Annotated in this window: 8 protein-coding genes; 3 read left to right on the top strand and 5 right to left on the bottom strand. The window is 69.4% G+C overall.

The window, feature by feature from the left end:
- Positions 1-40: 40 nt before the first annotated feature.
- Positions 41-2,092 (top strand): carbohydrate-binding module family 20 domain-containing protein, encoded by a 2,052-nt coding sequence (locus tag ACFYR3_RS02615; RefSeq protein ID WP_389281158.1) that lies wholly within the window; start codon positions 41-43, stop codon positions 2,090-2,092.
- 188 nt (positions 2,093-2,280) lie between these two features.
- On the opposite strand, the gene ACFYR3_RS02620 is transcribed toward ACFYR3_RS02615, so the two are convergent.
- The 4 genes from ACFYR3_RS02620 to ACFYR3_RS02635 form a co-directional block, all read right to left on the bottom strand.
- Positions 2,281-3,960, bottom strand: coding sequence for a glycoside hydrolase family 13 protein (locus ACFYR3_RS02620; protein ID WP_355845283.1), 1,680 nt, complete (start codon positions 3,958-3,960; stop codon positions 2,281-2,283).
- Positions 3,961-4,209: 249 nt separating this feature from the next.
- On the bottom strand, positions 4,210-5,118 hold the full coding sequence (locus ACFYR3_RS02625) for a carbohydrate ABC transporter permease (RefSeq protein WP_355845280.1): 909 nt from the start codon (positions 5,116-5,118) through the stop codon (positions 4,210-4,212).
- 13 nt (positions 5,119-5,131) lie between these two features.
- On the bottom strand, positions 5,132-6,136 hold the full coding sequence (locus ACFYR3_RS02630; protein WP_355845277.1) for a sugar ABC transporter permease: 1,005 nt from the start codon (positions 6,134-6,136) through the stop codon (positions 5,132-5,134).
- A gap of 131 nt (positions 6,137-6,267) precedes the next feature.
- The gene (locus tag ACFYR3_RS02635; RefSeq protein ID WP_355845274.1) at positions 6,268-7,551 is read right to left on the bottom strand and encodes an extracellular solute-binding protein; all 1,284 of its coding nucleotides are present in this window, start codon (positions 7,549-7,551) and stop codon (positions 6,268-6,270) included.
- A gap of 469 nt (positions 7,552-8,020) precedes the next feature.
- Here ACFYR3_RS02635 and ACFYR3_RS02640 point away from each other — a divergent pair, with 469 nt between their 5' ends.
- Both ACFYR3_RS02640 and ACFYR3_RS02645 read left to right on the top strand, forming a co-directional pair.
- Positions 8,021-9,055, top strand: coding sequence for a LacI family DNA-binding transcriptional regulator (locus ACFYR3_RS02640; protein ID WP_355845271.1), 1,035 nt, complete (start codon positions 8,021-8,023; stop codon positions 9,053-9,055).
- Between the two features lie 123 nt (positions 9,056-9,178).
- A complete protein-coding gene (locus ACFYR3_RS02645) occupies positions 9,179-10,024 on the top strand; it encodes a phosphatase PAP2 family protein (protein WP_355845268.1) in 846 nt (281 codons plus the stop codon).
- A gap of 150 nt (positions 10,025-10,174) precedes the next feature.
- Here the strand turns inward: ACFYR3_RS02645 and ACFYR3_RS02650 are convergent, their stop codons facing one another.
- The gene (locus ACFYR3_RS02650) at positions 10,175-13,171 is read right to left on the bottom strand and encodes a bifunctional [glutamine synthetase] adenylyltransferase/[glutamine synthetase]-adenylyl-L-tyrosine phosphorylase (RefSeq protein WP_356783569.1); all 2,997 of its coding nucleotides are present in this window, start codon (positions 13,169-13,171) and stop codon (positions 10,175-10,177) included.
- Position 13,172 lies beyond the last annotated feature (1 nt).

Here is a 13,172-nt window from a genome sequence, read left to right on the forward strand (position 1 = left end):
CGGACGTGCCGACCGGATCCCGAGAGGAGCCGCACCCCCGATGGCCCTACGACGAAGAAGGGTTTCCCGGCTGCTGGTGACCGTCGCGCTGGCGCTCGGCGGACTGGCCGCGCTGCCCGCCCAGCAGTCAGCGGCGGCGACGGACACCGGTGTCGCCAACGGTGATGTGATCGCCAACCTGTGGGAGTGGAACTGGAAATCGGTCGCGTCCGAGTGCAGAGACGTCCTCGACCCGGCCGGCTACGGAGCCGTCCAGGTGGCCCCGCCCGCCGAGTCCCTGAAGCAGTCCAACTACTACTGGTGGGACGTCTATCAGCCCTACGCCTACAACCTGAACAGCCGCTTCGGCACCGCGGCGGGCTTCAAGGCCATGGTCGACACGTGTCACGCGGCCGGCATCAAGGTCTACACCGACGCGGTGATCAACCACACCGCCGCACAGACCGGCACCGGCTACAACGGCACGGTCGTCACCAACAAGTACGACACCCCGGACTACGACCCGGCCGACAGCGACGACTGCACCACCACGATCACCGACTGGACCAACCGCTACCAGGTCCAGCACTGCGAACTGCTCGGCCTGCCCGACCTGGACACCGCCGAGAGCAACGTCCGCTCGAAGATCACCGGTTTCCTCAACGCGCAGATCGACCTGGGCGTCGACGGCTTCCGGATCGACGCGGCCAAGCACATCGAGGCCGCCGACCTGAGCGCCATCGTCGCCGGACTGCACACCACGACCTCGGGCTCGGCGCCGTACATCACCCAGGAGGTCTATCCCGGCACCCCTCCTTCGACCGACGAGTACTACGGCACCGGTGACGTCCTCGACTTCACCTTCGCCTCGCAGATCAAGGCCCAGTTCCAGGGCGACATCGCCAACCTGTCGAGCTTCGGGAGCAGTTGGGGCCTCGCCGCCGAGGCGAACTCCAACACCTTCGTCACCAACCACGACACCGAGCGCAACGGCTACTCCCTCAGCTACAAGGACGGCGCCACCGCCGTGCTCGCCAACGTCTTCCAGCTGGCGCGCGGTTACGGCAGGCCGTCCGTCTACGCCGGCTGGACCTTCAGCCAGAGCGACCAGGCCCCGCCGAACTCGGGCGGCGGCTTCGTCACCGACACCGACTGCGCCTCCGGCTGGTACTGCCTGGACCGCGACACCGCGGTCTCCGGCATGATCGGCTGGCACAACGCGGCCGCCGGGTACTCCGTGGCCAACTGGCAGTCCCCCGCGTCCAATGTGATCGGCTTCGGCCGGGGCGGCGCCGGGTTCGTGGCCATCAACAACAGCTCGGGCGCCAACACGTACACGTACACGACCGGTCTCGCGGACGGCACCTATCCGAACGTGATCGACGGCGGTGCCACCTCGGTCACGGTCACCGGCGGCAAGGCCTCCCTGACCGTGCCCGCCAAGGGCGCCGTCGCGTTCTACGACCCGGCCTACGTCTGCACCGTCGACTGCGGTGGCGGCGGCACCGATCCGGGCACCGGCACGGTCACGGCGACCTTCGGCGAGTACGCGTCGACCAGCTCCGGAACGAACGTGTACGTGGTCGGTTCGGTGGCCGCGCTGGGCAGCTGGAACACGGCGAGCGCGGTGAAGCTGTCCTCGTCCGGCTATCCGGTCTGGAAGACGGACGTCTCGGTGCCGGCGAACAGCACGATCGCGTACAAGTACATCAAGAAGGACTCCTCGGGGAACGTCACCTGGGAGTCCAACGCCAACCGGACACTCACCACCGGCACGGCGGCCGTCGCGGCCGACAACTCCTGGAACGTGGCCGACGCCGACGCGACGGACCTGACCTTCGGAGTGACCGCGACCACCGTCTATGGCACCAATGTGTACGTCGTCGGATCGGTCCCGTCGCTCGGCTCCTGGAACACCGCCGACGCGATCCCGCTCTCCTCGGCGTCGTACCCGTACTGGGGCCGGCCGGTGATCGTGCCCAAGTCGACGTCGTTCACGTACAAGTACATCAAGAAGGACGCGTCGGGCACGGTGACCTGGGAGTCCGGGGACAACCGCGGCTACACCACCGGCTCGGGCGCCGGGTACGCCGTGAACGACACCTGGAAATAGCCGTCCTACGCGAGAGCGGTGCTCCGGCCGTCAGGTCCCGGAGCACCGCTCACGCACGGGTCGGGCCGACCATCGGGTGAGGAGTGCTCCGGTGGTCAGGACCGGAGCACCACTCACGCGTAGGCCGGGACGCCCGGCAGGCGAGCGGTGCTCCGGTGGTCAGGACCGCAGCACCGCTCACACGTGTGTCAGACCGCCCACCACACGGTCGTGTCGGCGGGCAGCTTCGCCTCGCCGTCCCGCGACAGGGTCACCTCGCCGCTGGCGACGAGCACCCGGCCGTACGCCGGGACGGTCACGGCCTCGCTGCCGGTGTTCGCCGTGCAGACGAACTCGCCGCGCTGGAAGGCGAGAACGCCCTCCGGTGCCGTCAGCCAGCTGACGGTGTCGCCCGCGCCGAGGTCGGCGCGCTCACGCCGGACCGCGAGCGCCTCGCGGTACAGCTCCAGGGTGGAGCCCTCCGCACCGGTCTGCGCCTCGACGCTCAGCTCGGCCCACTCGGCGGGCTGCGGCAGCCAGCTGCCCCCGTCGCCGAAGCCGTATGACGAGCCGGCGCGGGTCCACGGGATCGGCACCCGGCAGCCGTCGCGGAACCCGTCCTGTCCGGCGCCCCGGAAGTAGGCCGGGTCCTGGCGCACCTCGTCCGGCAGGTCGACGACGTCGGGCAGGCCGAGCTCCTCGCCCTGGTAGACGTAGGCCGAGCCGGGCAGGGCCAGCATCAGCAGGCTCGCCGCGCGGGCCCGGCGCAGACCGAGCGCCCGGTCACCCGCGGTGCGGATCTGGGTGCCGAGGCCGGGCTCGTTGGCGAACCGGGTGGCGTGCCGGGTCACGTCGTGGTTGGACAGCACCCAGGTGGAGGGGGCGCCGACCGGCCGCATCGCGTCGAGCGTGCGGTCGATCACCGAGCGCAGCTCGGCCGCGTCCCAGTGGGTGCCCAGGTACTGGAAGTTGAAGGCCTGGTGCAGCTCGTCGGGGCGCACGTAGTTCGCGGTGCGCTCGATCGTGGGCGTCCACGCCTCGGCGACGAAGATGCGCTCGCCGGAATACTCGTCGAGGATCGTGCGCCACTGCCGGTAGATGTCGTGCACGCCGTCCTGGTCGAAGAACGGCATGACATCGTTGCCCAGCAGTTTCAGCTGGTCGTGGTCGCCGAGGTCCGGCAGGCCCTCCGCCTTGACCATGCCGTGCGCGACGTCGATACGGAACCCGTCGACGCCCATGTCCAGCCAGAACCGCAGGATCGAGCGGAACTCGTCGCCCACGGCCGGGTGTTCCCAGTTGAAGTCGGGCTGCTCGGGCGCGAAGAGGTGCAGGTACCACTCGCCGGCGGTGCCGTCCGGCTCGGTGACGCGGGTCCAGGCCGGGCCGCCGAAGATGGACTCCCAGTCGTTGGGCGGCAGTTCGCCGTTCTCGCCCTTGCCCGGCTTGAAGTGGTAGCGGTCGCGCAGTGAGGAGCCGGGGCCCTCGCGCAGCGCGCGCTTGAACCACTCGTGCTGGTCCGAGGAGTGGTTGGGCACCAGGTCGACGATGATCCGCAGGCCGAGACCGTGGGCGTCACGGATCAGGGCGTCGGCGTCCAGCAGGTTGCCGAACATGGGGTCGACGGCCCGGTAGTCCGCCACGTCGTAGCCGGCGTCGGCCTGCGGCGAGGCGTAGAAGGGGCTGAGCCACACGGCGTCCACGCCGAGGTCGCGCAGGTACGGGAGTCGGGAACGTACGCCCTCCAGGTCACCCATGCCGTCGCCGTTGCTGTCGGCGAAGCTGCGCGGATAGACCTGGTAGATCACCGCGTCGCGCCACCAGTCGCGATGCGCGGCGACGGTGGCGAGAACGGAGTTCGGGGCCTGGTCGGCGGAGTGCTGGCTCATGGCGTCCTTGATGCGATGAGGGTCCCCGTGTCCGAGTGCGGTCGGGCGTGGGGAGGAATTCGGCTGTGGGGGCAGACCCCTGCTCACGCGAGGCCGGGAGCACGGGGCGAGAGGCTTCGGGGCGAGAGGTGTCGGGGTAAGAGGATGAGGCGGCCGCGGTACCGGCGGGGTCGGATGGGCACCGCGGCCGCCACCCGCGCGCGTGGAGCGCGCGGGAGTCTTCGGGCGTTCTGGGGGCGTCTTCGCGGATCAGCCCTTCGTGCCGCCCGCGGTGAGTCCGGTCACCAGGTTCTTCTGCACCAGGTAGAAGAAGAGGGACACGGGTATCGCGACCAGCACGGCCGTCGCGGCCGCCAGGTTGCGCTGCGCGTCGTGCTCGCTGACGAAGGTCTGGAGTCCGACGGCGAAGGTGTACTTCGAGTCGTTCAGCATGAACGTCGAGGCGAAGGCGACCTCACCGAACGCGGTGATGAAGTTGTAGAACGCAGCCACCGCGAGGCCCGGCTTGGCGAGCGGCAGGATCAGCCGGAAGAAGGTGCCGAAGGGGCTCAGCCCGTCGACGCGTCCGGCCTCGTCGATCTCGAACGGAATGGTGTCGAAGTAACCCTTGAGCAGCCAGGCGCTGTAGGGCACCGCCGTCGAGCAGTAGACGATGATCAGGCCGAGGTAGGAGTCGATGAGCTGCAGGTCCGAGAGGATCTGGTACATCGGCACGATCAGCACGGCGATCGGGAACATCTGGGTGACCAGCAGGACCCACATGAACTTCTTGTAGCCGGGGAAGCGCATGCGCGAGACGGCGTAGCCGGTGGTGGCCGCGATCATCACGCCGATGACCGTGGTGCCGAGGGACACGATGAGCGAACTCTTCATCCACTCGAAGAAGTTCGTGTGCTGGAGCACGAACGAGTAGTTGCTGAACGTCATCGTGTTCCAGATGCGTCCGGGGTGCAGATAGTCGTCCTGGTCCGGGCCGAGGGACAGGAAGACGAGCCAGGCGATCGGGAACAGCGCGGCCAGGCTCGCGACGATCAGGATGCCGTGGGAGACGAGCTTGCCGGCGAGGCTGCGCTCACCGCGCCTGCGCGCCGGACGCGGCGCCTCCTCGTGCACGGAAGCCTGGTCGGCCGGAGGCGTCTGAAGTGTGGTGGTGCTCATGGAGACTCCTGCCTCAGATCGCGAGCTGCTGGTCATTGCGGTTCAGCCAGCGGCGGTAGAAGGAGGTGAAGACGATCAGGATGGCCAGCAGCAGCATGCCGTAGGCCGCCGACTGCGCGAAGTCGCGCGGCTGCTGTCCGAAGCCGAGGTAGTAGGCCCAGGTGACGAGGATCTGCGCGTCCGGCGCGGTGTTGCCGAACAGGATGAAGATCACGGCGAACTGGTTGAAGGTCCAGATGATGCCGAGGAGCACGACGGTGGAGCTGACCGACCGCAGACCCGGCAGGGTCACGAAGCGGAACTGCTGCCAGGCGTTCGCGCCGTCCATCTCGGCGGCCTCGTACAGCGTGCCGTCGATGGACTGCAGTCCGCCGAGCAGCGAGACCATCATGAACGGCACACCGCACCAGGTGTTGACCATGATCGCGGAGAAGCGCTGCCAGAAGGTGTCCTCCAGCCACGCCGGCGACGGCAGGTGCACGGCGTGGAGCATGGAGTTGATGATGCCGCCGTCGGCGAGCATGAAGCGCCAGCCGAAGACGGTGACGAAGGTCGGCACGGCCCACGGCAGCACCAGGATCAGCCGGTAGAAGGTACGGCCGCGCAGCTTCTGGTTGAGCAGCAGCGCGAGACCCAGGCCGATGCAGTAGTGCAGGGCGACACACAGGACGGTCCAGGCGATGGTCCAGATGAAGTGCGACCAGAAGCGGTCGTACGACGTCGGACCCCACAGGATGTCCTTGTAGTTGTCCAGGCCGATGAACTTGTAGGTGGCGTCGATGTGGTTGACGCCGATCGTGCGGGCCGAGTTGAGGCTGTTGGCGTCCGTGAACGTCAGGTAGAGGCCCCGTACCAGGGGATAGAGCACCAATCCGCCGAGTACGACGACGACCGGGGCGATCATCGCGTACGCATACCAGTACTTCTGGTACGAGTGCTTGAGACGCTGCATCCGGCCGGGACGCGGTGCTCGGTCACCGCGGCGCTTGCCGGTCGCACGGTCGATGGCGACTGTCATGGTTCGACACCTTCTGCAAGATCAGGAGTTGGGCGCACACAGCCGGTGGCCGCCGGTTCCGTTCCCCCTGTCGGGGGTCCCCCCGGCCCGACCGAGGTCGGGCCGGGGAAGGATCCGGCGGCCACACGGGCTCACTTGCTGAAGTCCGGCACCAGCTTGGCGATCGCCAGCTCGACGTTGCTCAGACCCTTGTCCAGGGACTCCTTGCCACCAGCGATCTTGGGCAGCTCGGTGTCCAGCGGGCCCCACAGGGAGCTGTACTCGGGCAGCGCCGGGCGCGGCTGGGCGGCGGAGAGGACCGTGCCGTAGCCGGCGATGCCCGGGTCGGCCTTGACGGCGTCGGTGTAGGCGTCGTCGCGCGTCGGCAGCGTGGAGTTCTTCAGCGCGATGGCGGCCTGAGACTTAGCCGACGTCATGAAGTTGACGAACTTCAGCGAGGCCGCCTGGTGGGCCTTGTCCGAGCCGGCGTAGACCGAGAGGTTGTGGCCGCCGGTCGGGGCGCCCGCCTTGCCGGTGGAGCCGGCCGGGACGGTGGCGATACCGAGGTTCGACTTGTCGGAGAACGCCGAACCCTTGTAGAAGTTCGTGATCTCCCAGGGACCCTGGACGATCGCGGCGACCTTGCCGTTGACGAACGCGTCCTGGATGTGGGCGTAGGCGTCGGCGGTGGTGTCCGCCTTGTGCAGGCCCTTGCCGGAGAACAGGCCCAGCCAGGTGCCGTACGCCTTCTTCGCGGCGGCCGAGTTGACCGTGATCTTCTTGGCGGCGGCGTCGACGGTGTCGGTGCCCTCGCCGTAGAGGAAGTTCATCGCGTAGTAGGCCTGGGTGGAGCCCCAGTAGCCGTCGACGCCGGTCTTGGCCTTGAGGGTGGCCGCGTCCTTCTTGAGGTCACTCCACGTCTTGGGCGCCTCGGTGATGCCGGCCTTCTTGAACAGCGCCTTGTTGTAGACGAGCGCAAGGGTGTCGGTGACCAGCGGCACGCCGTAGGTCTTGCCGTCGAACTTGGCCTGCTCGATCAGGTTGGGCTTGAACTTGGCCTGGTCAGCGAGGGCGGCGGTGCCGTCCAGCGGCAGGAAGTAGCCCTTCTTGGCGAAGGCGGGGGTCCAGCCGACCTCGGAGCGCAGGATGTCCGGGGCGCCGGAGGCACCGGCGGCCGTGTCGAACTTGTTCTGCGCCTGGTCGAAGGGCACGTTGACGTACTTGACCTTGATGTTCTTGTTGGCGGCCTCGAACTCCTTGGCCAAGGCCTGGTACGTCGGCGCCTCATTGGTGGCGTTGGACGTGTCCCACCACGTGATGGTGACCGGCCCGCTGGCCTTGTCGCTGCTGTCACTGCCGCTACCGCTGCCGCCGCAGGCCGTCGCCGCGAGGGCGAAAGACGCCACCAGCGCACTGGCCGCTATGCCACGCCGCATGAGTTCTCCTTGAGGGTGAAAGCCCGAGTAGGTGGGGAATCGGTCCCGCCCGATCCCCTCGCCGACTTGCCGACTGCGCCGTTGCGTCCGCTGGGCGACGTGAACGTAACAGCGTTGTAAGCAGCGCGAAAGACCTTGCAGCAAAAAAGTGCAAGAACTGCCGACAGTTACGGGCCCGTGACCTCGTGGCGACCGTCCCGAAACCCTGCTACCAGGCCGATCAGCACACATCCGGGCCTCTGTGCAAGACTCTGCAAGCTCTTGCCACGGGTGTCGCATACGGGGATTATCAGCCCGTCAGCGCCTTGCAGGAGCCACCCCTTTCCGCGCGGCGCACGCACGGGACACCGAGCCGACCAGAACACGAGGGAGCGCGATGACGCAGCAGCCCGGAGCGGGCCGATCAACCGCCCGCACACGGCGTCTGGTTGGTGGGCAGGGTGAGATGCGACCGGTACAGTCCAATCCTGTGACCACACGGCTTGCCGACATCGCAGCCCAGGCGGGGGTCAGTGAGGCGACTGTCAGTCGCGTCCTGAACGGGAAGCCGGGCGTCGCCGCGACCACCCGCCAGTCCGTCCTGGCCGCGCTCGACGTACTGGGCTACGAACGCCCGGTGCGCCTGCGGCAGCGCAGCGAGGGCCTGGTGGGCCTCATAACCCCCGAGCTGGAGAACCCGATATTCCCTGCCCTCGCGCAGGTCATCGGGCAGGCCCTGACGCGCCAGGGCTACACCCCCGTCCTCGCGACCCAGACTCCGGGCGGCTCCACCGAGGACGAGCTGACCGAGATGCTGGTCGACCGCGGGGTCGCCGGCATCATCTTCGTCTCTGGTCTGCACGCCGACACCTCGGCCGACATGCAGCGGTACGAGCAACTGCGGGGCCGGGGTGTCCCGTTCGTCCTGGTCGACGGCTTTTCGCCGAAGGTGCAGGCACCGTTCATCTCGCCGGACGACCGCGCGGCGATGGCCCTCGCGGTCACCCACCTTGCCTCGCTCGGGCACACCAACATCGGGCTCGCCCTCGGCCCCAAGCGGTTCGTGCCGGTGCAGCGCAAGATCGAGGGCTTCGTCCGCACGATGCAGGAGCAGCTGGGCCTGATCCCCGCCGACGTCGAGGAGCGGCTGGTCCAGCACTCTCTGTATACGCTGGAGGGCGGCCAGGCCGCCGCGAGCGCGCTCATGGACCGTGGCTGCACGGCGATCGTCTGCGCCAGCGACATGATGGCGCTCGGCGCGATACGGGCAGCGCGTCAGCGCGGCCTGGAGGTCCCCAAGGACATCTCGGTCGTGGGATTCGACGATTCGCCGCTGATCGCCTTCACCGACCCGCCGCTCACGACGGTCCGCAAGCCGGTGCCCGCGATGGGGCAGGCCGCGGTGCGCACGCTGCTGGAGGAGATCGGCGGGACGCCCGCGCCGCACAGCGAATTCGTATTCATGCCGGAATTGGTGGTGCGCGGTTCGACCGCTTCTGCGCCCGGGGACCGGAATCGTCCCTGAGTAGGAGGGTAAGGGGGGCTCTCGGCCTCCCCAGGGCGTAGAACGTGCGGCCAGGAACCGACCGAGGGATGATCGGTGAGTTGAGGCTTTTCTGGCAGACTCTGTGCCTATGGGTGAAACACCGTGACGACACTGGAAGGCCGGGACCAGGCCACTCCACAACCCGTCGCGGAGGAGAAGGCGGGGAACAAAGTCCTGCGTCGAATGCGGGCCCCGCGTCGCCCCCGCCTCTGGTTCGAAGTCCTGATCATCGCCATGAGTTACTGGACGTATTCGCTGATCCGGAACGCCGTGCCGGAGCAGAGACGCGAAGCGCTGCGCAACGCGGACTGGATCTGGCGGTCGGAGCACCATCTCGGTCTCGCCGTCGAGGAGTCCGTCAACCACGCGGTGAACTCCGTCGGCTGGCTGATCATCGGGATGAACTACTACTACGCGACCCTGCACTTCGTGGTGACGCTGAGTGTTCTGGTCTGGCTGTACCGCTGTCATCCCGGCCGCTACGCGGCGGCCCGTCTCGCGCTCTTCGCCACCACGGCGGTGGCTCTCGTCGGCTACTACCTCTACCCGCTCGCGCCACCCCGCCTGATGACCGGCAGCACCTTCGTCGACACGGTCACGGTCCACGAGACCTGGGGCTCGATGGCCTCCGGCGACCTCAAGCACATGTCCAACCAGTACGCCGCGATGCCGTCGATGCACATCGGCTGGTCCCTGTGGTGCGGGCTGACCGTGTTCGCGCTGGCCTCGACCCCCTGGGCCCGCATCCTCGGCGTCCTCTACCCGGCGGCAACCCTCGTGGTCATCGTCGCCACCGCCAACCACTTCTGGCTGGACGCGGTGGGCGGCATGCTCTGCCTCGCCTTCGGCTTCCTGGTGGCCCGCCTGTGGTACGGAGCGCTGCCGTACGCGCTGCCGCAGTGGGTACCGGGGACGCGCGGGACACCGGTCCTGCCCGTGAAGGCCTGAACGACGCGACGTTCGAAGGTCTGAAGGACGCCCTGTTTCGTCACGTTCAGTGACCGTCAAGGCGTCCCACGGCACCTCGCAGGGACCCTTGCCGAGCCGGCCGACGGCACGCGCCCCGGCACGCACCCGGCGCACGCCCCGGCGCGCGGCTCAGGCGCCGTAGAACAGTTCGTCCACCACGGCCCGGGCCCGCCGGGTGGTGCGCCGGTAGTCGTCGAGCATGTCTCCGACGTGGCCCGGGTCGTACCCCAGATAACGGCCCACGGCGGCGAGCTCGCGCCCGTCCGAGGGGAAGGTGTCGCCGGCCCTGCCCCGTACGAGCATCACGGCGTTCCGCACCCGGGTGGCCAGCACCCACGCCTCGTCCAGCGTCGCCGCGTCCTCCGTGGACAGCAGCTCCGCCGCGCACGCGGCGGCCAGCGCCTCCCGGGTCCGGGTCGTCCGCAGGCCCGGCTCGACCCAGCCGTGCTGGAGCTGGATCAGCTGAACCGTCCACTCCACGTCGGAGAGACCGCCGCGCCCGAGCTTGGTGTGCAGGGTGGGGTCGGCGCCCCGCGGCATCCGCTCCGACTCCATCCGGGCCTTCAGCCGCCGGATCTCCCGTACGGCCTCCTCGCCCAGCCCCTCCGCCGGATACCGCAGAGGGTCGACCAGCTCGATGAACCGGCCTCCGAGGTCGGGGTCCCCCGCCACGACCTCGGCGCGCAGCAGCGCCTGCGACTCCCACACCAGCGACCAGCGCCGGTAGTACGCCTCGTACGACTTCAGCGTCCGTACCAGCGGCCCGGACTTCCCCTCGGGGCGCAGATCCGCGTCGATCAGCAGCGGCGGATCCGCGCTGGGGAGCTGCAGCAGCCGCCGCATCTCGGACACCACGGAGTTCGCCGCCCGCGCCGCCTCCTGATCGTCCACACCCTCCCGGGGCTCGTGAACAAAGAGCACGTCCGCGTCGGAGCCGTAGCCGAGCTCGTGGCCCCCGAAGCGGCCCATCCCGATCACCGCGAACCGTGTGGGCAGCGTGTCGCCCCAGCCGTCCCGGACCACGGCCCGCAGGGTTCCCGCGATCGTCGCCGCCGTCAGATCCGACACCGCCGCGCCGACGAGGTCGACCAGCGCCCCCTGGTCGGCGACGGCCGGTGTCTCCTCGGTTCCGTACGAGGCGACGATGTCGGTCGCGGCGGTACGGAACAGCTCCCGGCGCCGCACGCCGCGGGCGGCGGTCACGGCCTGTTCGCTGCCCTCGGCCCGCCGCACCGCGGCGAGGATCTCCTGCTCCAGGTGGGCACGGCCGCGCGGTTCGAGGCCGCCGCTCTCCCCGTCGCCGAGCAGCGCGACCGCCTCCGGCGCGCGCATCAGCAGGTCGGGGGCGAGCCGGCCCGCCGAGAGCACCCGCGCGAGGTTCTCGGCGGCGGCGCCCTCGTCCCTCAACAGCCGCAGATACCAAGGGGTCTTGCCGAGCGCGTCCGACACCTTCCGGAAGTTGAGCAGGCCTGCGTCGGGGTTGGCGGAGTCCGCGAACCACCCCAACAGCACCGGAAGCAGCGTCCGTTGGATGGCGGCCTTGCGGCTGACGCCGGACGCCAGTGCCTCCAGATGGCGCCGTGCGCCGGCCGGATCGGCGTACCCGAGCGCGACGAGCCGTTCCCGGGCCGCGTCCGGGCTCAACCGGGTCTCGCCCGGAGCCAGTTGGGCGACGGCGTCGAGCAGCGGCCGGTAGAAGAGCTTCTCGTGGAGCCGCCGCACCATGGACGCGTGCCGCTTCCACTCCCGGTTCAGCTCCTTGACCGGGTCGACGCGCAGCCCGAGCGACCGCCCGATCCGCCGCAGATCGGCCTCGTCCTCCGGCACCAGATGCGTGCGCCGCAGCCGGAAGAGCTGGATGCGGTGCTCCATCGACCGCAGGAAGCGGTAGGCGTCGTCGAGCTGCAGGGCGTCGGCGCGGCCCACGTACCCGCCCGCGGCGAGCGCCTTCAGGGCGTCCAGGGTCGTACCGCTGCGCAAGGACGTGTCGGTCCGGCCGTGCACCAACTGCAGGAGCTGTACGGCGAATTCGACGTCCCGGAGCCCTCCGGGACCGAGCTTCAGCTCCCGCTCGATCTCGGCGGCCGGAATGTTCTCCACGACCCGGCGCCGCATCTTCTGCACATCGGCGACGAAGTTCTCCCGCTCGGCGGCGTGCCACACCAGCGGAGCCAGGGTGGCGACGTACTCCTCGCCCAGCTCCAGGTCCCCGGCCACCGGGCGGGCCTTGAGCAGTGCCTGGAACTCCCAGGTCTTGGCCCACCGCTGGTAGTAGGCGAGATGACTGCTGAGCGTCCGCACCAGGGGGCCGTTGCGGCCCTCGGGGCGCAGGTTGGCGTCGACCGGCCAGATGCTGCCCTCGACGGTCGTCTCGGAGCAGATCCGCATCATGTGCGAGGCGAGCCGGGTGGCCGCCTGCACGGCCTTCCTCTCGTCGGCCCCTTCGACGCCCTCCCCCACGAAGATCACGTCGACGTCGGACACGTAGTTCAGCTCGTGTCCCCCGCACTTGCCCATCGCGACGACCGCGAGCCGGCACAGCGCGGCGTCGTCGGGCGCGGCGGCCTCGGCTATGGCGAGCGCGGCGCGCAGGGTCGCGGTGGCGAGGTCGGCGAGTTCGGCGGCGGTCTGGGCGAGGTCGGTGGTGCCGCACACGTCGCGCGCGGCTATGGAGAGCAGGCAGCGGCGGTAGGCGACGCGCAGCGAGACGGGGTCCGTCGCGTCCGCCAGCCCCCGTTCGAACTCCTGGACCCCGGGATGCAGGTCCCGCGCCTCGTAGGTGACGAGGGCCTGCCAGTCGTGCGGGTGCCGGGCGAGGTGGTCGCCGAGCGCGGCGGAGGCGCCGAGCACGCCGAGCAGCCGGTCCCGCAGCGGTTTGGCCGCGATCAGCGTATCGAGGAGCTCCCGCTGGGCGGGGTGCCCGTCCTGTGCCTCGACGATCCGGACGAGGCCGAGCAGGGCGAGGTCCGGGTCGGCCGTGGCGCCCAGCGCGTCCAGGAGGACCGGGTCGGACCGTATGGGTGCCAGCTCGGGCCCCTGCAGGAGCCGTTCGGCCGCCGACGGATCGGTGAAGCCGTGCCGCAGCAGCCGCGTGAAGGTACTGCTTCTGCGCCCCGGCGCCGTCATC

The organism is Streptomyces sp. NPDC005784 (assembly GCF_042871525.1).
GTDB lineage: Bacteria > Actinomycetota > Actinomycetes > Streptomycetales > Streptomycetaceae > Streptomyces.

Excerpts from the sequence above, each read along its gene's own strand:
- ACFYR3_RS02620 (WP_355845283.1), bottom strand. The coding sequence starts at position 3,960 with ATGAGCCAGCACTCCGCCGACCAGGCCCCGAACTCCGTTCTCGCCACC.
- ACFYR3_RS02615 (WP_389281158.1), top strand. The coding sequence starts at position 41 with ATGGCCCTACGACGAAGAAGGGTTTCCCGGCTGCTGGTGACCGTCGCG.
- ACFYR3_RS02650 (WP_356783569.1), bottom strand. The coding sequence starts at position 13,171 with ATGACGGCGCCGGGGCGCAGAAGCAGTACCTTCACGCGGCTGCTGCGG.
- ACFYR3_RS02625 (WP_355845280.1), bottom strand. The coding sequence starts at position 5,118 with ATGAGCACCACCACACTTCAGACGCCTCCGGCCGACCAGGCTTCCGTG.
- ACFYR3_RS02635 (WP_355845274.1), bottom strand. The coding sequence starts at position 7,551 with ATGCGGCGTGGCATAGCGGCCAGTGCGCTGGTGGCGTCTTTCGCCCTC.
- ACFYR3_RS02630 (WP_355845277.1), bottom strand. The coding sequence starts at position 6,136 with ATGACAGTCGCCATCGACCGTGCGACCGGCAAGCGCCGCGGTGACCGA.